Origin of the sequence: Paenibacillus sp. FSL K6-1122 (genome assembly GCF_037977015.1) — a bacterium.
Classification (GTDB): domain Bacteria; phylum Bacillota; class Bacilli; order Paenibacillales; family Paenibacillaceae; genus Paenibacillus; species Paenibacillus amylolyticus.
On the sequence record NZ_CP150272.1, the window covers coordinates 3,016,292 to 3,037,951 of the forward strand.

Below are 21,660 nucleotides of genomic sequence, written 5' to 3' on the forward strand. Positions count from 1 at the left end.
GAATAGCAACCAGAAAACTGTTATACTGAAATATGCGTTTTGTAAAATGAACGTAAAATTTCAGGGTAAGGGTTGAAAGCGACCATGTATAATTCCAAAAATGAACGAACTTCATCACGGACCTTATTCGCCGTGTTATTCATTCTTATGCTGCTGAAGCTGTCACTGCTACGGTATTTCTTTTTCCAGGGTCTGTCCGGCATCGGTCTGTTAACTGACGCATTAGGCGCACTAACCGTGGTATGCCTGCTGGATCTGATCGTGCCCAAAGGCTGGAAGCGAGCAGTATACGGAGGATTCAATATTCTGTTTTCTCTGGTGTTGTTCGCGGCTACGCTGTATAACGTTCATTTCAGTTCGGTACCCACATATACCGCGCTAAGTGAGTTGGGGCAAGTTGCCCAAGTACGGGGAAGTATCGGACCACTGGTACGACCGGAGCACTTTCTGTTTTTTGCAGACATCGTACTGGCATTGCCAATATGGTTGATTATGCGCAAACGTGCTGGCGGGCGTAACCGCAGCAGTTACCGCGATAGCGGTTTGACTTTTGGCAGAATTCGTAGACGTTACTGGGGCAAGCTCGGCGTTGCGCTTACGGCTGCATTCTGCATCGTGCTGTCTGGCAGTTTTATTGTCAAAGGTGAAACGATTGATAACGAGTTGGTGCGAGCCGAGAATCTCGGTTTCCTGAACTACCAGGTATCGTCTGCCATTCTGACGAGCAAAGAAAATGAGGCCATTGCGAATGGCAACATTAACGAAACGATTGCCAAGATCAATGAGCTGGTTAGCCAGTATCCGTATCAGGATAAACCAAGTGACGGTACAGCCGTGAAAGCCAAATATTTTGGTCAGGCCAAAGGCAGCAATCTGATCGTACTGCAACTGGAGTCCTTTCAGAATTTTCCGATTAATGCTTCATTAGACGGTCAGGAGTTAACACCGGTACTGAATGATCTGGCCAAAGAAAGCTATTATTTCTCTCATTTTTTCCAACAGATCGGACAGGGAAACACATCAGATGCGGAGTTCATGTCGAACACGTCTATCTATCCAACCGGAGTTGTGCCCATGTCAGCAGGGTATAGTGACCGCGAACTTCCAAGTCTTCCTAAGTTATTAGGAAAAGAGGGATATGAGTCCGAGACGTACCACGTCAATGACGTCACCTTCTGGAACCGGAACAAGATGTATCCGGCACTCGGATTCACTCGTTACTTCGACAAGCCCAGCTTCGAGAATGACAGATTCAATGACTTTGGACCATCGGATGAAGAGTTGTACCGTGTAGGTGTGGAAAAAATGACTGCGCATCAGGCTGCGACTCAGCCGTTCTATGCTCAGTTCATTACGGCATCGAGCCACTCGCCGTTTACGGTTCCCGCTGATCGTGCACGCATCACGATTCCTGCGACTATTACGAACAAACTGCTTCACGATTATCTGCAAGCGATCAATTATACGGACTATGCCATCGGTCAACTCATTAATGAGTTGAAGGCGAACGGATTATGGGATAACACAACGTTAGTGCTCTACGGAGACCACTTTGGTCTGCCTGCTGACGAAGAGATTACACAGCAGATTCAGGCCAATCTGGGCGTCCCTTATGACGGTAAAGTAAGTCGATTCAACATCCCGTTCATGATCCACACGCCGAAACAGACCAAAGGACAATTGATCGAGCAGCCTGGCGGTCAGCTGGATATGTTGCCAACGATCATGAATCTGATGGGAGTTTCGCTCCAGGATGAGAAATTCACTGCCTTCGGACATGATCTGCTCAACATGGACCACAATGCCTTTGGTATCCGGTATTACTTGCCGACGGGTTCATTTGTCAACAATGACATCATGTTTATTCCGGGTGCAGGCTTTGACGATGGAACAGCCTATTCGCTGAAGACATACGAGCCGGTAACGGATTTGGAACCCTATCGTGCAGATTATGAACATGTGCTCAGCCTGATGAAACTGTCTGACGAGTATGTGAAGTTGTTACCAAAACGTGCACCATAAATTAATTTTCTGCAATAGGTCAGATCAAAAACGTCACCAGTTCAGAAGCTGGTGGCGTTTTTTTGCATGTTTCTTGCACAAGTGTGGTAATAAAGAGGATAACTAAAGTTTGAAACTGTAATAATTAATGTTACAATGGAATGAGCAAGAATGAAGTGAGCAAAAGCGCGTAATATTCGCAGATCTCATATTCACAGAACTTATGAACCTAACAGACGAGAGGATTGAATATATATGAAACTGAGTGTACTCGAACATGGACATATCAATGAAGGACGAAGTGTACAGGATACGTTGCAGGAAACGGTGAAACTCGCACAACATGCGGATCAATTGGGGTACTCCCGGTTCTGGATGTCGGAGCATCACGGTAGTGGTGCGCTGTCATTCTCCAGTCCTGAAGTTATGATTGCACATGTGGCTGCACATACGGATCGGATTCGCGTAGGTTCCGGTGGCGTTATGTTACCTCATTATAGTGCTTATAAGGTTGCGGAGAATTTCCGTCTGCTGGAAGCTTTGCATCCGGGGCGGATTGACCTTGGGATTGGTAGAGCACCAGGTGGCATGCCAATTGCCAGCAGAGCTCTGAATGAGGGGAAATCATCGAATGTACAATTCTTTCCGCAACAGATTGCGGATCTGGGTGGATACTTCCATGAGCAATTGCCCGAGGATCATCGGTTTGCATCTCTGGTAGCCGGACCATCGGTTCCCACGGTACCAGAAGTGTGGTTGCTGGGTTCCAGCTCCGAAGGTGCAAGAATTGCTGCGGCACAAGGGACGTCGTATGCGTTTGCCCAATTCTTTGGAACACCAGGCGGCGAAGAAGCGATGAAACATTACCGCAGACATTTCAAACCGTCCATCCTGAATGACAAACCACATTCAATGATTGCTGTCTCGGCATTCTGCGCGGAGACAGAGGAAGAAGCAGCTGAACTTGCACGCAGCAATGAACTTTTCTTCTTACGCCTTGGACGAGGTCTTGAACAAAGTTCATTCCCATCTCTGGAGACGGTGAACAACTATCCATACACAGCGATGGAGATGGAACAGATTCGTCAACGTCGTTCTTTTTCCATCGTGGGAACACCGGATCAGGTGAAAGACAAAATTACCGCAATGGCTGAACGCCATGAAGCAGATGAAGTCATTATCGCATCAGCGGTCCATTCGTTTGAAGCACGTCTGCGCTCATTCGGCTTGATTGCAGAAGCCTTTGGACTCAAGCAGGACTAATGGTAAGCAAGCGGGAATAACTACTCTGAACAGACTGGAATCTTGCTCATACAAGGTTCCAGTTATACTCTTGCGTGATCAGGGAGAGGAGAGATTCACATGCGCAGATGTGTCATTAGTGATATTCATGGCTGTTACGATGAATTTAATGCACTGCTTAAGCTTGCAGATTATAATCCGCAGCAGGATGAATTGATTTTACTCGGTGATTATGTGGATCGCGGTCCAAGCAGCAAACAGGTCATCGAACAGATTATGCAGCTTCAGCAACAGCACGATATTATGGTGATTAAAGGCAATCACGATGCCATGATGGTCAAGGCGTTAACCCAGGATGTTGAGCAATATGATCAACACTGGATTCGTAATGGCGGATTACAGACGATGGCAAGTTATCTGGATCTGGAACTTACTTATGATGAGCAACAGATAGATTGGGAAGCTTATGCTGAAGCCAAAAAGTGGATACGTACACACTATGAACACCATCTTCGTTTTCTGGAACAGCTTCCGCTGGTGTACGAGATTCCGGGTTATATTTTTGTGCATGCCGGGATCAACCCGGATATCGAGGATTGGAGAAGCCAGTCCGAGCGGGACTTCATTTGGATTCGTGAATCATTCTATTCCAGACCAACAACGATTAGAGAGACGGTCGTATTTGGACACACCCCCGTGAAGCATTTGCATGATGAGACAGGCATTTGGTTTGACCCGAGCGGAGACAAAATTGGCATTGATGGTGGTTGTGCCTACGGAGCACAACTGAACCTGCTGGAGATTAGCGAGGACGGCAGTCTACAGACCTTTTTTGTACGGCAAGGGCAGAGCGCGGAAGAGCCTGAGATTTAATGTTTTCGTTGCGTATCAGAGTTTCGTATGCTAATTTATAAGGTTGTACGATGGAATAAATAGGATACATACCATATCAGCTTGAGGGGAATGAACCAAGTTTGGCTATTTTCCAAAATGACTTGCCTGAGAATGATTTGCAATTAATTCGCTGTAAAGGGATTGGAATTAAGCCTTATTAGCGCTATAATCAGTAGGGTATGATTGAAATATGACATATATTTTCTATATAAGTTCAACTAAACTTTTTACACGAGAACGGAGAGGACAGAAAAAAGCTGGAGAAGCGGAGCGTTCGCCTTTATCACCGGATTTTCCCTTTAAAAGGGAATCAAAAAATCTGGGGATAACAGCGATCGGAAGGTTATTCTGTCATCGGAGTGGCAAGTGTAAACATTCTTTGGTTAAACTTATATAAATCAGAATTGACGGAGGGCTATGAATATGGAAAAAGCGTTAATCTTCGGTCACAAAAATCCCGACACGGATACGATCTGTTCGGCAATCGCCTATGCGGATCTCAAAACAAAATTGGGTCAGGACGTTGAAGCAGTTCGTCTCGGCGAAGTCAATGGTGAAACCCAGTTTGCACTGGATCAATTCAAAATTGCAGCACCACGTCTGATTAAAACAGCTGCAAATGAAGTAAACAAAGTTATTCTGGTTGACCACAACGAGCGTCAGCAAAGTGTAAGCGATATTGAGGAAGTGACTGTTGTTGAAGTTATCGACCATCATCGTATCGCTAACTTTGAGACAAGCGGACCTCTGTATTTCCGTGCAGAGCCTGTAGGTTGTACAGCAACCATTTTGAATAAAATGTACAAAGAAAATGGCATCGAAGTGAGTGCACCGATTGCTGGCCTGATGCTGTCTGCGATTATCTCCGATTCCCTGTTGTTCAAATCCCCGACTTGCACAGAGCAGGACGTAGCCGCTGCGCGTGAACTGGCTGCCATTGCTGGTGTAGATGCAGACAGCTATGGTCTGGACATGCTGAAAGCTGGCGCGGATCTGAGCCAAAAAACAATTGCTGAACTAATTTCCCTGGATGCCAAAGAATTCGTAATGGGTCAATCCAAAGTGGAAATTGCACAGGTTAATGCTGTTGACGTGAATGATGTTCTCGTGAAGCAACCTGAGCTTGAAGCAGCTATTGATGCGATCATTTCCAGCAAAGGTCTCGACCTGTTTGTATTTGTCGTAACAGACATTCTGAACAACGATTCCGTAGCTTTGGCATATGGTACATCCACTAAAGCAGTGGAGAAAGCCTACAATGTGACGCTGTCTGATAGCAGAGCTATCTTGAAAGGCGTAGTATCACGCAAATCACAAATTGTACCGGTTCTGACGGAAGCATTCAACACGCTGTAAATCAAACCGATTGGCGTATTTGTACGCTGATAAGTATTACAAATAAGTAGCAACACCATCCTAGCCTGCTCTGATCCGTAAATGGTCAGGACAGGCTTTTGATGTAGAGGAGGAAGAATCATGATCAAAAATGAAAAGATCAAAGCAGCCGAAGTGCAGCTGACCGGCCTGAATGGTGAAGATCTGGGTGTGATGTCCACGCAGGAAGCACTTCTACTTGCAAAGCAGCATAAAGTAGATCTAGTGTGCTTGTCCTTGATGACAAGTCCACCGCCATGCAAGCTGATTGGAGCTGGAGCGGCCAAAGCAGAAGCGCAGCAGGCGAAGAAAAAAGCCAGTAAATCTCCCGATAAACGTAAAGTCAAGGAAATTCGCTTGAACCTTGCGATGGAAGATCATGACCGGGAGACGAAGCAGTCTCAGGCGGAGCGCATTCTGAAGAAGGGTGATTCGGTAAAACTCGTCATCCAGGTGCATGGAGCCAAAGAAGGAGTTGCAGGCAAGGAGTGGGCTGAGCAACTGAGCAAATCGCTGGCTGAATTCGGTAGCAAAACGACAGGTGTTCAGGTAAGTGGTAAACAGGTTGTTGTGCAACTGGACCCGAATGCGTAAACTGCCAGAAGCGATCCTCGATGTAGCACAAAGGTAAAGCGAATGTCGATATAGTAATGATTTTTTTTTGGATGTAAAAAAGCCCAATGAGGTGGCAGGTTAACTGCTACTGTATTGGGCTTGTTTGTCATCACTTGGATTGAGGTATTGTTCGCAATTTAATGCAAAATCCGTTTCCGTTTCAGTAGTTCAGCTGCGTAAATAACGGCTGCCACCAAGTCGTACATATAACTGTCCGGGTAATACGGGCGTAGAACCAGCGGCAATATTATTCTGGCTGTTTTTGGCGAATCGGGATAAATAAAAGAAGTCCGGATAGATCACCATATCCATTAAGTAGGCGGAGACTCGGCTACCTGGAACGCGGAACTGATTCAGGGTGCGTATAATCTCTTCGCCACTTGCAATACCAATGCCATGACCATAATACAAGTTCTCGCGCAGCATGAACGTATTCTCTCCCTGCCACTCGGGGGTTTCCGGAGAAACATCCGGATTTTTGAAATACAGCACATCTCCTGGCAGGGCGGTTTCGCTACCGTTTTTTTCGGTTAATCGCAGGTCACTGTCATAATGCCAGTCAAAGAGTAACAGATTGCGAAACAGGGAATTAAAGGCGTCTTCGCGAATGCTTCCCAGCACGCCACCATACAGCACAATAACGGTAGCTGTTGCACATTCAAAAGCATATAAGTGTCCATTCCTCCAGATATCCCGGATGCCGTCGGCAGGGGTCACGTTTGATCTTAGCTCAAACCCACCTTCCGCATTACGATTCCAGTAGGCAGGATTACATCTGGATTTTTCAAAGGATGCAAAACTCACACCGCTTCGATCCAGCCCTTCCGCGGCTTCCACGAGAGAGCCCCTCAAGTCCCATTCAAATCGAAGATGATCCATGGATTGGTACACATACCTCGTTGGACGATTCTGGAGTTGCTGTAACCAATACCATTCAAAATCAGACCATTCCGAGCGGTTCAGCTGGACGGGTTGATTAGCAACAATGATCATGATCCATAACCTCCGTTCCTATTCGAATATTCAACATTGTATAATCGGGAGAGCACGGGTATTGTGTAGTATATGTCGATTCATGCAGGGATTTTGTCTGACCTCGTTTATAAATCATGGCATTTGGGGTAGTACTCTATAGATGAAGTTATGTTCAGGTCGATCTATTCATACGGAATACATTCAGATTCTCATAAAGGAGGACATGTAATGTCGAAATCCATTACAGAGAGCCGATCTCTGTTCGAACAATTGTATACGCACGCACCAATCGGCATTGCTGTCGCATCGCATGTAAATGGACGGTGGTTGCAGCTTAATCCTGCATTTTGCGAGATGCTTGCATACAGTGAAGATGAACTGATCGATACTTCGGTCATACATATGATCTACGAAGAAGATCTGCATATGGAGGAATTCCGCAGCAAGTTCTGGGAAATGACTCATGAAACAAGTCCGATGTACGAGACGGAGGTTCGTCTGAAACGAAAGGACGGTTCGTTATTGTGGGCAACCATTAGAGCTTGCATTGTTAGGGATGAAACGAATGGTGAGCCATTGTATCTGTTGGTACAGGCTGCTGACATTACGAAACAAAAAGATGCAGAGGAAATCCTCATTGTGCAACGTAAGCAATTGGAAGAGAGCAGTCGCATCTCTCGCCTGCTGGCGGAGTCTTCACTAGACCTGATTGCAATACATGATGCCGATTCAAGTCGTACATTTAAATATGTATCAAATGCATGTAAAAGCATGTTGGGCTATGAGTTGGAAGAAGTTATAGGTAAGCCGGGAACATTTGTTATCTATCCGGAGGATGTGCCTTTGGTTGAAGCGTACGTAGAAGAGCAGAGAAAGGGTCTGGCTCCCAAACGGCTCAATTATCGCCTGTTACATAAGGATGGATCTACGGTATGGGCAGATACGATTACGCACTATGTATATGACGATTCAGGTGAATTAATGGAGATGGTCGCCGTAACCCGGGATATCACAGCCAGCCAGCAACAACAGTTAAGCATGCAGGAGTACAGATCGTTATTTGACTGTAATCCCCTAGGTGTGGCTTCTCTTGATCTGGAAGGCAATCTGCTGAAAGCCAATATGGGTCAGGAACAGTTGACAGGACACACCAAGGAGGAGCTGCTGAGTCGGCCTTTTGATCACCTCATTGATCCTGTGGATCTGGAGAAGACTCGATATCATTTTGAGGAAACGGTGAAGGGCAATGCACAGAGCTACGAGATAGGTTTAATTCACAAAAATGGGCAGCGGATTGAAACAAATGTGATTAATGTTCCTATTATACTTGAGGACAAAGTTGTTGGGGTCTACGGGATTACAAGTGACATCACAGAGTCCAAACGTTACGTCGAGGAAATCGAGAATCTTAGTTATGAACGGGCATTGATTTTGAATGGCATGTCTGAAGGTGTTATTGGACTGGACCTGGAAGGGAATCTGAACTTTGCCAATCCGGCCGCTGCGGAGATCATGAACTTCTGTCCAAGTGAATTGAATGGCAGACCATTAGAGCAGATGATGATCCAAATGCAGAGCGAAGGCATCCCCTACCCATCCAAGGATACACCAATTCTACAGGCTGTTCGTGAGGGACGAGGTCTGCCACGTACCGAATCCGTATTCTGGAGACAGGATGGGTCCAGTTTCCTGGCGGAGTTCCAATTGAAGCCGATTATGGATCAGGGTAGAACCCGCGGAGCAGTGTTGGTTTTCCGTGATATGACATCTGTTAAGGACATCATACGTGCCAAGGAAGCAGCAGAGCATGCAGACCGGGCCAAGTCCGAGTTTCTCGCCATCATGAGTCATGAGCTTCGTACGCCATTAAACGGCATCATGGGCATGGCCCATCTGTTAATGGAAACCGAGCTGGATGATGAACAGAAAGGTTTTGCGGAAATCATGATTGATAGCGGCGAATCCCTTTTGTACATTTTGAACGAAATTTTGGATTTCAGCAAAATCGAAGCAGGCAAAATGGATCTTGAGCGCGCACCTGTAGATATTAAGGCGATGCTGGGTGGGGTGATCGAGCTGTTTGCACTGAAGGCATCAGAGAAAAATATTGAACTCTATTGTGAAGTGTCGGACCATATTCCTGAACGCATTCGAGGGGATGAGACACGAATCCGGCAGATTTTGATTAATCTGGTGGGTAATGCCGTTAAATTCACAGAGCAGGGCCGTATTATGGTGAGCGTAGGTGCTGATTTCTCAGATGAGCATGGTCAGGATAACCTGATGTTGACCTTTAAGGTGAGAGATACGGGGATTGGCATTCCAATAGAAAAGCAGCATCAGTTGTTCCAATCCTTCTCACAGCTTGATCCGGCCATTAATCGTAAGTTTGGCGGGACAGGTCTAGGCCTTGCGATCAGCAAAAAACTGGTAGAATTAATGGGCGGAGCGATTGGTGTACAGAGTGAGATCGGTGAGGGGGCAGAATTCCAGTTCACCCTCGTAGTGGAGCGGTGGTTAGAGGAAAGTAATGACCCGATTGAAATCACCACGAATGATGAACTGCAATTGGATCGAGCGAGTCTTGCCCATGACATCAAAATTTTGATTGCTGAGGATCAAGCGGTCAACAGTCATCTGTTGGAGGAGATGTTGCGCAAGTTTGGCGGAGTCTGTGATATCGTTGAGAATGGTGCACAGGCCGTCGATTCATTGAACAAGGTTCAATATGACCTGGTGTTTATGGATATTCAAATGCCCGTTATGGATGGGATTGAAGCGACCTGCCACATCAGACAGAGCCACCCAGACATACCGGTTATTGCAGCGATTACAGCTTTTGCAGGCGCCGGTGACCGTGAGGAGTGTCTGAAATGCGGGATGCAGGACTTTATCAGCAAACCGTTTCATTCCACGGAGATTAGCCGCGTATTGAATACATGGGTTCCATATATTCGCTCTCAAAGGGTAACGTAACAGAAAAATAACCTGTGCCTTGAAATTCAAGGCACAGGTTATTCTGTCATTTACGACCAGCCTCCGATTAAACCGGAGAGAGTCACGCATTCGTCATCTTCCAAATCTGCAATCAGAGTGAGTTCTTCGTTGTCTTGTGGATCAACGGAGAATAATTCACGGCGTCCGTCCTCATGCACAATAATGACTAACTGATGGCCGCCCTTTGTATCAAACTGGTACTTAACTCCGATACCAGGTAGTGGGCATTCGCGGATATTCATGAAACCTGTCACCTCTTTAGCTTTGCTTAATAAAAAATTAACCGTTCACACAGTACGGATGTATTCTACTATCCATAACACCGTTTGGCAAGTCACAAATAAAATTGGTGTGAAGAATTAATTTTTTCCACGATGTGATCTTGCACTGTGGCGCTGTCTGGCCCGCCTGCGACGAACAAAAAACCAAATGAGCAGAGCAGCGATACATAATAGGCCTATGACTGCAATTATGATGATATTCCGGATATTAGGAACCTGTACAGTCAGATCCAGTTTATTCATCTGGAGGGGTGAAACGTGCCAAATGAGCGTTTTTCCGCCATCCTCCACTTGATCCGCATTCGAATCGGCTGCCTTGATGGGCAAAGACAACTTAAAGTCAAAGTTAACGTCTTTTAACAAGAGGTTTTTAAGAAAGCTAGGCACCTTGTTAATTTGATTTTTGATCTCACCATCGGGCATGGACTCCATGAGATCGGCTTCTGCTGTAATGTGCATCTTGGAAGTGAAGAAGCCGGGGGAAGTTGTTTGTTCAACTTTGATCCCTTGTGGTAACTTGGACGTATCAAAGCTGGTTTTATTGCTTTTTTCATAATGGGTGGTCGCTGTGAGCTGCTTCTGATCTCCCTGTTCCGAAACCTCTGCCTGGAAGTTATTTCGATTCAATGCATCTGCGATCAGAGGCATGAGATTGTCTTGTCCAATTTTTCCAAGAGCGGAGTTCTTTACGTTGAGATTGAGATCCAGATCCGTTGATCCATCCATATTTACCGTTAGATGGGCTTCTCCATCAGCACAGGCGGTCAAAACAGATAACATAAGGGCTAATAAAACAGTAAGAAATAGCTGACGTAAGGGAATGCGAGTTGACATGTCTTTCAACCTTTCTGCGTAAAAATCCAAATTCCATTTCATAGAAGTATAGTATACACCGTAAGCATGGCGGATGAAACTTTGAACCCGTGCAGCGAGGTACGTATGAATTAGTGTGATCGGGGAAATAATCCATTTATTAAAATTAAAGATTTCGTATTTTTGTCAATGTTCGGTCAATTCAAACGGCGATTCACCGTGTACACTAGTAGTAGTGTGATGAATATACGGAAGCAGGGAGGTTACATTCATGACATATATCATTATTATGGCCGTTATTATGGTCGTGGGCATGGTCGGAATGGGCTGGTTCTATCAGATTATGGATAAAGACCAAAGCTAGTATTGTTTAAATGTGAAAAGAAGAGAGACAACCTATAAGCTGGCTTCGCTAACGCGAGGCGGGCTTATTTGTGTGGGGAAAAATTGTGAGGCACTGACCTTACATAAGTAAGTAATATTTGTAACCATTCATGTTGCACAATTTGACCGATGGACAAATATTTTTCGTAATTATGGGATTTTTTAGCTGCTCTTTTGTATAATAGGGGGTAGTTTAACTCGGGATACTCCCGAAATTCTGCCAAACAGGAAAGGGTGTACATAAATGAAATTTAGTGAGTATACGTATACACGTCCGAATCTGGAACACATCAAGACATCTTTCCGTGAGCTGTTGAGCGGTTTTGAAGCTGCGGCAACGGTTGAAGAACAGAGTGGGTTCATGGATCAGATTAACGCGCTACGCAGTGATTTTGAGACACAAGCCCAATTGGTCTACATCCGTCATTCCATTGATACCAATGATGAGTTTTACAAGGCGGAGAACGAATTTCTGGATGAGAATGCACCAATTGTGCAGGAATATATTACGGATTTTTACCGTGCATTGGTTAACTCCAAATTCCGCAACGAGTTGGAACAAAAATGGGGTTCACAGCTGTTCCAACTGGCGGATCTTTCACTGAAAACATTCAGCCCGGAAATTATTGAAGAGCTCCAGAAGGAGAACAAACTTTCCACAGAATACAATCAGTTGATCGCATCGGCCAAAATTCCGTTCGAAGGTGAAGAGCGCACGTTGCCACAGCTTCATCCATTTGAACTGTCCACGGATCGCTCCATGCGGGAGCGTGCTTCGGAAGCCAGATACACGTTCATGGCTGAACATGAAGCTGAATTCGATCGCATTTACGATGAACTGGTTAAAGTACGTACACAGATCGCGAAGAAACTGGGATATCCAAGCTATGTGGAACTTGGCTATGATCGTATGAACCGTACGGATTACAACGCCGAGATGGTTGCCAACTTCCGTGCACAAGTCCGTGATTATATCGTGCCTGTGGCGACCAAACTCAGAGAGCGTCAGCGTAATCGGATTGATGTGGATACGCTGTATTATTACGATCAGGGTTTCAGCTTCAAGACGGGTAACCCGACACCTAAAGGTGACGCGGACTGGATTATTGATAATGGTAAAAAAATGTACGCTGAATTATCACCAGAGACGGATGCATTTTTCCAGATGATGACCGAAAACGAGCTTATGGATCTGGTAAGTAAAAAAGGTAAACAGGGCGGCGGATATTGTACGTTCCTGAACGATTACAAAGTGCCGTTTATCTTCTCCAACTTCAACGGTACTTCCGGTGATATTGATGTATTGACACATGAAGCAGGTCATGCTTTCCAGGTGTATGAGAGCCGTGATTTTGCAGTGCCTGAATACAACTGGCCGACATATGAATCGGCTGAGATTCATTCCATGAGTATGGAGTTTTTCACATGGCCGTGGATGCAGTTGTTCTTCAAGGAAGATACGGACAAGTACAAGTTTGATCACCTGTCTTCCGGTCTGTTGTTCATTCCGTATGGTGTAGCTGTGGATGAATTCCAGCATTTTGTGTATGCGAACCCGGATGCAACTCCAACGGAGCGTAAGCAGGCATGGCGCAACATTGAGAAGACCTATCTGCCACACATCAATTACAAAGATAATGCGTATTTGGAGCAAGGTGGTTTCTGGCATAAACAGGGTCACATTTTCTCATCGCCATTCTATTACATTGACTATACGTTAGCACAAATCTGTGCATTCCAGTTCTGGAAACGCAGCAATGAGGACATGAAGTCCGCATGGGCCGACTATCTGACATTGTGCAAAGCGGGAGGAAGCCTGTCCTTCACTGGATTGGTTGAACTGGCTGGATTGAACTCTCCATTCGAGGATGGCTGTGTATCCTCCGTAATTGGTGATATTGAGGCATGGCTTGACGGCGTGAACGATAAGGCGCTGTAAGCCTTCGTCAGGATGCTTTTAGTGTAAGTACCTTCGGTAAGGTATAAGTAGTGGATAAAGCTTTAAGATAGATAAGTAAGACGGCTTGGAGACCTTCGGGTGTCTGGGTCGTCTTTTTCATTACGGGGAAAAATCAACCTTAAGTGTAACATTTATCGGACTCATTGTGATTTATTTCACTATATCTGAAAACGGATTCAGTTACAATGAAGATAGTAAATCAGGGGTTACAGGAGGCTGGTTCAAATGGCAACACATGCATATTATGTTCCGCCCGTGAACTTGATGGGTAGAGGATGTTTACAGGAAGCAGGTCAGATGATTGGAGAGATGGGTATCCGCAAAGCGCTGGTTGTAAGTGATCGTCAATTGATTACTTCAGGTGTTGCTGAACAGGTACTGTCTATACTAAGAAAATCAGGGTTAGACTATGTAGTATATGATGAGGTTCAGCCTAATCCAACATGTCAGAATGTACATGATGGACTTCAAGTATTCCAGGATCATGGCTGTGACGCCATTATATCAATAGGCGGAGGTTCACCGCAAGATGCTGCCAAAGGCATTGGTATTGTAGCTACGAACGGTGGGCATATCCGCGAATATGAAGGATTTCATCAATCAAAACATAAGTCCGTGCCACTTGTGGCGGTTAACACAACGGCTGGCACATCGAGTGAGGTGACAATTAACTACGTGATTACAGATGAGGAACGTAAAGTTAAGATGGTGATGGTGGACCGCAACAGTCTGGTCTCCCTGTCGGTTAATGATCCGGAGCTGATGCTCAGCAAACCTGCAAGTCTCACAGCGGCCACAGGAATGGATGCATTGACACATGCCGTAGAAGCGATGGTTACACCCGGTGGATTTACAGTGACAAGTGCGACAGCTGCAGCAGCTGTTGAACTGATCTTTGAATACTTGCCAAGAGCTGTGAGAGACGGCAGTGATCTGGAAGCGCGGGAACATATGACGTATGCGTGTTTCCTTGGCGGGATTGCTTTTAATAATGCGGGCCTGGGTTATGTCCATGCGATGGCGCATCAACTGGGTGGCGTATATGATCTGCCGCATGGTGTCTGTAACGCAATGTTACTCCCCTATGTGGAAGAGTTGAACGCCAAGCATGTACCCGGCAAATTCCGTCATATTGCTAAGGCAATTGGTATGGATGTGAAGGGTAGAAGTGATGAGGAGTGTTCCGATTACGTCATTGAGGCCATACGTCAGCTATCGAAGGAAGTCGGCATTCCTGAGAAACTGTCTGAACTGGGTGTAAAAGATCCCGATGTGGAACTGCTTGCCGATAACGCGATGAAAGATGCCTGTGCACCAGGCAATCCCTATCAACCGTCCAAGGATGAGGTGATGGAGCTGTTTCGCAAAATTATATAGACTGTTTCAGGAACGGATACACCAAAATAACAGACAAAATGAGCCGGGATCGAAAGTCGGCTTTTTTGTCATGTGAACTCATTCTTTTTACTTATTTTTCCACTTAATGTTTGCACAAAAACTAAAGGATTTTGCTTCTCTATTATCGAATACAATATGAATAACAGCGGCAAGAGAAAGGGTAATCTTACCCGCAACTTGATGTCGATGTTTTCCAGTAAGATTCCCCAGTCCGTTTCGTGTTTAATGTTAAATAGGAGTAGACTATTTCATTGTTCACGAGCTACACCTTAAGTTCTGCATCTAACATTCACCTCTGTAAGACAGTCAAGCAATTCTACACCAGCATCATCTCTATTTCAGGATTTACAATCCAAGAAGTTCAACTGCAACAAAGATTCACCGGTTACACATCTGTACAGCAAGCTCCTAATCAAGACAACAGTGTCCACACAACAGAATATCGATTATGGGCTCTGAAATGAATCAGAACGAATGCACGTGGAGGAGGCTGTAATGATGGCGAAAAAAGAAGTTGTAGCGATGCTACTTGCCGGAGGGCAAGGTAAGAGGTTAAAAGGATTGACCAAATCACTGGCTAAGCCAGCTGTATATTTTGGGGGCACGTACCGAATCATTGATTTCCCGCTGAGTAACTGCTCTAATTCTGGTATTGATACAGTGGGTGTATTGACCCAATATGAACCACTTGTCTTACATTCCTATATTGGCATTGGCAGTGACTGGGATCTGGATCGGAAAAACGGCGGGGTATATGTACTTCCTCCACATGAACGTGAAGACGGTAGCAACTGGTACCGGGGTACAGCGGATGCGATCTTCCGGAACCTGAACTTTATTGAACAATTCGATCCTGAGCATGTGCTCATTCTGTCAGGGGATCATATCTATAAGATGGACTACGAAAAAATGCTCCAGTATCACAAAGAAAAAGATGCGGATTGCACCATATCGGTCATTGATGTCTCATTGGAAGAAGCCAGCCGGTTCGGGGTGCTGAACACCAACGATGACTATAGCATCTATGAATTTGAAGAAAAACCTCCTGAGCCCAAGAGCACACTGGCTTCCATGGGTATCTATCTCTTCAAGTGGGATGTACTGAAACGTTTCCTGATCCAGGATGAACAACAGGCATCCACCTCCTATGATTTTGGTAAAGATATTATTCCTTTATTGCTTGAAAATGAAAAATCCTTATATGCGTATCCATTTGAAGGTTATTGGAAAGACGTTGGTACCATTCGCAGTCTGTGGGAATCCAATATGGACCTTTTGGACGAAGACACACCGTTTAATCTGAATGATCCGGACTGGCGTATTTTCACACGTAATCCAAACCAACCTGCACAATACATCTCACCTTCGGGCAAGGTGCGGAATTGTATTATTAGTGAAGGTACTGTAGTGCATGGTGAGGTCAATCATTCTGTGCTGTTCTATGGAATTGAAGTTGGTGAGAACAGTGCGGTCATCGATTCGGTGATCATGCCAAGAGTGAAAATCGGGCAAAATGTGCGCATTTACCGAGCTATTATCGCAGAAGGATTGGTTATTCCGGATGGAACACAGATTTCGCCTGCACCGGAAGATGAGAGTGATATATTGCTCGTGGATCAGGAAGAACTGGAACGTCAGCTTCGCCAAGGAATAACCAGCAAGGCCTAATTGAAGTCAAAAGGACGGTGCATGCGATGAAACAATTGATCGGAGTTATTAACCTTGACCATGAACTTGAAGAATTGAAGGAATTGACGTATTTTCGCTGCGGAGCCGCGGTGCCTTATGCCGGACGTTACCGTCTGATCGATTTTGTTCTATCCAATATGATGAATGCAGGCATTGAGAGTATTGGTGTATTTGTACGGCGAAAATATCGCTCGTTGATGGACCATCTTGGTGACGGTAAACCTTGGGATTTGGATCGCAAGCATGGTGGCATGTTTATTTTGCCACCAGACTGGAACGATCCAACAGATACATCACAAGGGGATTTGCAGCATTTCCATAACAATTTGGACTTTTTCCACAGAGGGGCAGGACAATATGTTGTGCATGCGGGCAGTCGCCATGTGACCAAAGCAGATCTCCAGGATGTCTACAGGTATCACATCAGTAAAGGAGCGGACGTTACACTGGTCTGCAAAAAAGTAGATCAGCTGCTGCCTGAGCATGACGCCTGTGTCAAAGTTGAACATGACGGGGACGGTAACGTGGTGGACATTCACCAAAGCGCTAATCACCCGAATATATATACAGAAATTTTCATCATGGAAAAAGAATTGTTCCTGCGCCAGGTGCAACGCTGCATCGATCATGGCGAGAGCCATTTCTTCCGGGATGTGATTCAAAAAAATCCGGATGGATTGAATATCGCTGCGTATGCATATGATGGCTATCACGCAGTCATCAATTCCATTGACAGTTATTATCGCAACAGTATGGATCTGCTGAACACAGGGCAATATGAACAACTTTTCAAGGAAGATCCGATCCAGACCAAAATTAAATACGAAGCGCCTGCCAAATACCTGGATACCGCCGATGTTAAACATTCACTTCTCGCGAATGGCTGCATAGTAGGTGGAGAGGTGGAGGACAGCATTCTGTTCCGTGGTGTACAGGTGGCCAAGGGTGCCAAAATAAAAGGGTCCATCATCATGCAGAAATGTTACATTGGTGAGGGGACGGTACTTGAGAATGTCATTCTCGATAAAGACGTGAAGCTGACCGGAGGACAGACGCTGATCGGCGACCCGTCGAATCCATACATTTTAGCGAAAAGTACTATTATCTAATGCCCCCACGTAACCGATATCTTCTATAAATATATATAAAATAAAAATCCTGTAGGATGGATTTTAGGTTCATACACTTACTAAGCATCGGGTGCCACTGTTAGAGCTCCTTCATACGTGCAAACGTAGTGGAGGGGACGAAATCGATTCTGAAGAAGCGAAGCGCTCGCCTTTATCACTGTATTTTCACATCTAAATAATAAATTCAAGAAAATACAGGGGTAACAGCGATCATAAGAACGATTCGTAACCGTAACGGCCACTTTGCACAATGTTGAGCAATTGAGTATATGAACCGCCACCATCCTGCAGGATTTCCCCGGGAGGAACCTACTTTTGTTTGACAACAAGGAAACGTTCAAGAGTATATTTACACGGAATCTGGTCAGCAAATTGGGCAAACCGATTGAAGAAGCAACACAGGAAGACGTGTACCATGTACTGGGAAGCATGATTCGTGAATATGCAGGCCAGGATTGGGCAGCGTCGAATCAGGGGTTCAAGCAGCGCCAGGATAAACAGGTCTATTACTTCTCGCTGGAATTCCTGATTGGACGTCTGCTCGGCAACAATCTGTTGAATGTGAATGAATTGGAATTGGTGCGGGACAGTTTAGCTGAGCTGGGCTTCTCCTTGGAGGAGATAGAAGAACAGGAGGCGGATGCAGGACTCGGTAATGGAGGTCTGGGACGACTCGCTGCTTGTTTCCTGGATTCACTCGCATCACTACGATATGCAGGACATGGTTGCGGGATTCGATATAAATACGGGTTGTTTGAGCAAAAAATCATCAATGGTAATCAGGTAGAGCTACCCGACAATTGGCTGGATAAGGGCAATGAATGGGAAGTCCGCCGTCCAGACAAAAAGGTGGAAGTACAGTTCTGGGGCCGAGTAGAAGCTCATGAGCAGGATGGAGAATATCAGTTTGTTACAAAAGATGCCGAATCGGTTGTCGCCATACCCTATGACGTGCCTGTCATAGGGTATGGTCAAACCCATGTGAATACATTGCGTCTATGGAGTGCCGAGCCAAAGCGCGAGACTTCACTCGACACCCCTTCGAACTACTACGGTTATCTGGATTATAGCCGATCGGTTGAATCAATCTCGGAATTCCTGTATCCGGATGACTCTCAGTATGAAGGAAAGTTGCTGCGATTGAAGCAGCAATACTTCATGTGCTCAGCAGGTGTACAGAGCGCCTTGCGTACGTTCAACAAGCTGGAGTTACCGTATGATCGTTTGCCTGATAAAGTGGCCTTCCACATTAATGACACGCATCCAACCTTGGTTATACCAGAACTGATGCGCATCCTGATTGATGTGAAGGGGTACGGCTGGGATGAAGCATGGGATATCACAACCCGTACTGTATCGTATACCAATCATACAACGCTTAGTGAGGCGCTTGAGAAGTGGCCTGTATCCATGATCAGCAGGCTGCTGCCACGAATCTACATGATCATTGAAGAGATCAACAAACGCTTCTGTGGCATGCTGCTGGACCGGTATCCGGGAGATCAGGATCGCATAGGGCATCTGGCTATTGTTGCAAACGATCAGGTACGGATGGCGCATTTGGCGATTGTAGGCAGTCATAGCGTGAATGGTGTTGCTGCTCTGCACACCGAGATCTTGAAAGAGCGCGAGATGGCTCCGTTCTACGAACTGTATCCAGAGCGTTTCAATAACAAAACGAATGGTATCACCCATCGCCGCTGGTTGATGCATGCCAATCCGAAACTGTCGGATCTCATCACGGATACAATCGGTAACGAATGGATAACAGAGCCGGGCAAGCTGGACCAGTTGGCTGGTTTTGCGGATAATACATCATTCCAGGAGCAGTTCCGTTCAATTAAGCGGGATAACAAAGAGCGGCTTGCTGCGTATATTCTGGATCATACCGGGACAGCAGTGAATCCGAATTCCATCTTTGATGTACAGGTGAAGAGACTACACGGGTACAAACGTCAACTGTTGAACATTCTGCATGTTATGCATTTGTATAACCGGCTTAAGAATGATGCTTCGTTTGATATGGTACCACGTACGTTCATCTTTGGTGCCAAGGCAGCGCCGAGTTATTATTTTGCCAAGAAAATTATCAAGCTGATCAACAACGTGGCTGACACGGTGAATCGGGATGCGGCCGTGAATGACCGCTTGAAGGTATTTTTCCTCGAAAATTATTCCGTCTCTCTTGCAGAGAAGATCATTCCCGCTGCGGATGTTAGTGAACAGATCTCAACCGCAGGTAAGGAAGCTTCCGGTACGGGCAACATGAAATTTATGATGAACGGGGCTTTAACGATTGGCACGATGGATGGAGCCAACGTGGAGATGGCGGAGCAGGTTGGGGAAGAAAATATGTTCATCTATGGTCTGCGTGCAGACGAAGTACTTGAGTATTATCGTTCAGGCAGCTATCGTCCGAATGAGATCGTGCAGCACGATGAACGCATTCGCGAGGTCGTGGAGCAACTGGTGCATCCAGGTGCATTCTGTTATCGTGACGGGGAGTTCTGGGATATTTATGACTCCTTACTGGCCCATGGTGACGAATACTTTGTATTGCGTGATTTTGCTGCTTATGCCGACGCGCATGCTGCGATTGACCAGGCGTATCGGGATATTCCGGGCTGGACTCGGAAAGCGATATTAAACACGGCACATTCCGGCATATTCTCCAGTGATCGTACCATTAGTGAGTATGCGACAGATATCTGGGGTATTCATCCCGTGTCCGGGAACTGGAAAGGTTAAGAACAGATTGTTAAACAAACAAGTCCCCTTGTTCACAAGAGCCATCTCTGCTGGTAAATCAACCAGAGTAGAGAGTATCTCTTGTAGAACAAGGGGATTTTGGCATACAGTGTGTATCATAGTGTCATTCAACTTGAAGATAAGCGAAACTCACGCATTTTTCATCATACAAGTTCGCACACAAAATCAAAAAAATGATCTGGATCTCAGTCATACTACATAAGAAATTGTTTGATATTTTGAATTAGATAGGGGAGCCGTCACTATGGATCATTACACACGAATTCAGCTTGCTATTGAGTATTTGGAACAGCATTTGCAAGATGATTTTAATATCAGAGAGACGTCCGCTGCTGCGAGCTTTTCGGCGTTTCATTTTCAGCGTTTATTTCAGGCGATCACGGGATTCACGGTACTGGAGTACGTGCGCAGACGCAGATTAACGGAAGCTGTAGGGATGCTGCGAGGCACATCGGAAGGCATACTGGACATTGCGATGAGCTTTGGCTATCAATCTCAAGAGGCATTTACCCGTGCATTTTCAGCCTACTTTGGAATGACACCGGCGAAGCTACGTAAGCTGGAAGTGGATCAATTGTCTCTTCTGAAGATGCAACAGAGCATTGATTTTAACGATTATCGAACTTCGCTTGGTGGAACTTTTCACATGAACACACCCCGTCTGGTCACACGGGAACCGAACTGGATTGTCGGCTATGAATATAAGACCAACCTGAATGACAATCAGCATTATGCTGAAATACCCGGATTTTATCACGATTTTGGCATGGAACAGAAATTCATGGCGATCCCGGAGAGGACACGCCCTGATATGGCTTATGGTGTGGCTTGTCATTTTGAAGAGGATGGAGCATTTTCTTTTATTGTGGGTGAAGAAAGCAGTGGAGCATCACAGGTACTTGAACCCGGTTTTGCTTCGATTGAAATTCCAGGTGGCTTGTATGCAGAATTCACCGTGGAAGGCTCAGGGCAGGATATTCGGAAAATGATCTATGGCAGCTGGCTGCCGCAGTCGAACTATGAGCGGAGGGAAGGGCCTGACTTTGAAGTGACGGATGTCTGGAAATCGACCCCTGAACAACTGGACATGAAGATCTATATCCCATTAAAATAGACCTTACCGCTTCGCGGAATTCAA

The 21,660-nt window shown here is 45.6% G+C and carries 15 protein-coding genes; 12 read left to right on the top strand and 3 right to left on the bottom strand.

The window, feature by feature from the left end; genetic code table 11:
* Nucleotides 1–84 precede the first annotated feature (84 nt).
* The 5 genes from NSQ20_RS14045 (at nt 85) to infC (ending at nt 6,105) form a co-directional block, all read left to right on the top strand.
* Entirely contained in the window at nt 85–2,022 is a 1,938-nt protein-coding gene (locus tag NSQ20_RS14045) for an LTA synthase family protein (RefSeq protein ID WP_340032773.1), read from the top strand.
* Between the two features lie 234 nt (nt 2,023–2,256).
* Nucleotides 2,257–3,264 carry an LLM class flavin-dependent oxidoreductase gene (locus tag NSQ20_RS14050; RefSeq protein ID WP_036670607.1) on the top strand — a complete coding sequence of 336 codons (1,008 nt, stop codon included), beginning with the start codon at nt 2,257–2,259 and terminating at the stop codon, nt 3,262–3,264.
* A 99-nt stretch (nt 3,265–3,363) separates the two neighbouring features.
* Nucleotides 3,364–4,116 carry a metallophosphoesterase family protein gene (locus tag NSQ20_RS14055; protein WP_340032774.1) on the top strand — a complete coding sequence of 251 codons (753 nt, stop codon included), beginning with the start codon at nt 3,364–3,366 and terminating at the stop codon, nt 4,114–4,116.
* Between the two features lie 444 nt (nt 4,117–4,560).
* Entirely contained in the window at nt 4,561–5,493 is a 933-nt protein-coding gene (locus NSQ20_RS14060) for a manganese-dependent inorganic pyrophosphatase (protein ID WP_017688903.1), read from the top strand.
* A gap of 120 nt (nt 5,494–5,613) precedes the next feature.
* Nucleotides 5,614–6,105 carry a translation initiation factor IF-3 gene (infC, locus tag NSQ20_RS14065; RefSeq protein WP_047842654.1) on the top strand — a complete coding sequence of 164 codons (492 nt, stop codon included), beginning with the start codon at nt 5,614–5,616 and terminating at the stop codon, nt 6,103–6,105.
* A gap of 189 nt (nt 6,106–6,294) precedes the next feature.
* Here the strand turns inward: infC and NSQ20_RS14070 are convergent, their stop codons facing one another.
* Nucleotides 6,295–7,119: a protein-glutamine gamma-glutamyltransferase gene (locus NSQ20_RS14070; protein ID WP_076327827.1), complete on the bottom strand. Its 825-nt coding sequence runs from the start codon at nt 7,117–7,119 to the stop codon at nt 6,295–6,297.
* Between the two features lie 210 nt (nt 7,120–7,329).
* On the opposite strand from NSQ20_RS14070, the gene NSQ20_RS14075 reads away from it, so the two are divergent.
* Nucleotides 7,330–10,077 (top strand): PAS domain S-box protein, encoded by a 2,748-nt coding sequence (locus NSQ20_RS14075; RefSeq protein ID WP_340032775.1) that lies wholly within the window; start codon nt 7,330–7,332, stop codon nt 10,075–10,077.
* Between the two features lie 50 nt (nt 10,078–10,127).
* Here the strand turns inward: NSQ20_RS14075 and NSQ20_RS14080 are convergent, their stop codons facing one another.
* Both NSQ20_RS14080 and NSQ20_RS14085 read right to left on the bottom strand, forming a co-directional pair.
* A complete protein-coding gene (locus NSQ20_RS14080) occupies nt 10,128–10,340 on the bottom strand; it encodes a hypothetical protein (protein WP_017688899.1) in 213 nt (70 codons plus the stop codon).
* A gap of 117 nt (nt 10,341–10,457) precedes the next feature.
* Nucleotides 10,458–11,213, bottom strand: a complete 756-nt coding sequence (locus tag NSQ20_RS14085) for a hypothetical protein (RefSeq protein WP_340032776.1) — start codon at nt 11,211–11,213, stop codon at nt 10,458–10,460.
* A gap of 607 nt (nt 11,214–11,820) precedes the next feature.
* Between NSQ20_RS14085 and NSQ20_RS14090 the strand changes: the two genes are divergently transcribed.
* The 6 genes from NSQ20_RS14090 to NSQ20_RS14115 all read left to right on the top strand — a co-directional run bounded on the left by NSQ20_RS14090 (nt 11,821) and on the right by NSQ20_RS14115 (nt 21,636).
* The gene (locus NSQ20_RS14090; protein ID WP_076217123.1) at nt 11,821–13,515 is read left to right on the top strand and encodes a M3 family oligoendopeptidase; all 1,695 of its coding nucleotides are present in this window, start codon (nt 11,821–11,823) and stop codon (nt 13,513–13,515) included.
* A 246-nt stretch (nt 13,516–13,761) separates the two neighbouring features.
* On the top strand, nt 13,762–14,913 hold the full coding sequence (locus tag NSQ20_RS14095) for an iron-containing alcohol dehydrogenase (protein WP_340032777.1): 1,152 nt from the start codon (nt 13,762–13,764) through the stop codon (nt 14,911–14,913).
* 519 nt (nt 14,914–15,432) lie between these two features.
* Nucleotides 15,433–16,602 (top strand): glucose-1-phosphate adenylyltransferase, encoded by a 1,170-nt coding sequence (locus NSQ20_RS14100; RefSeq protein ID WP_036608767.1) that lies wholly within the window; start codon nt 15,433–15,435, stop codon nt 16,600–16,602.
* Between the two features lie 26 nt (nt 16,603–16,628).
* Nucleotides 16,629–17,732: a glucose-1-phosphate adenylyltransferase subunit GlgD gene (glgD, locus tag NSQ20_RS14105; protein ID WP_036608765.1), complete on the top strand. Its 1,104-nt coding sequence runs from the start codon at nt 16,629–16,631 to the stop codon at nt 17,730–17,732.
* A 336-nt stretch (nt 17,733–18,068) separates the two neighbouring features.
* The gene (locus NSQ20_RS14110) at nt 18,069–20,501 is read left to right on the top strand and encodes a glycogen/starch/alpha-glucan phosphorylase (protein WP_340032778.1); all 2,433 of its coding nucleotides are present in this window, start codon (nt 18,069–18,071) and stop codon (nt 20,499–20,501) included.
* 265 nt (nt 20,502–20,766) lie between these two features.
* Nucleotides 20,767–21,636 carry an AraC family transcriptional regulator gene (locus NSQ20_RS14115; RefSeq protein ID WP_340032779.1) on the top strand — a complete coding sequence of 290 codons (870 nt, stop codon included), beginning with the start codon at nt 20,767–20,769 and terminating at the stop codon, nt 21,634–21,636.
* Nucleotides 21,637–21,660 lie beyond the last annotated feature (24 nt).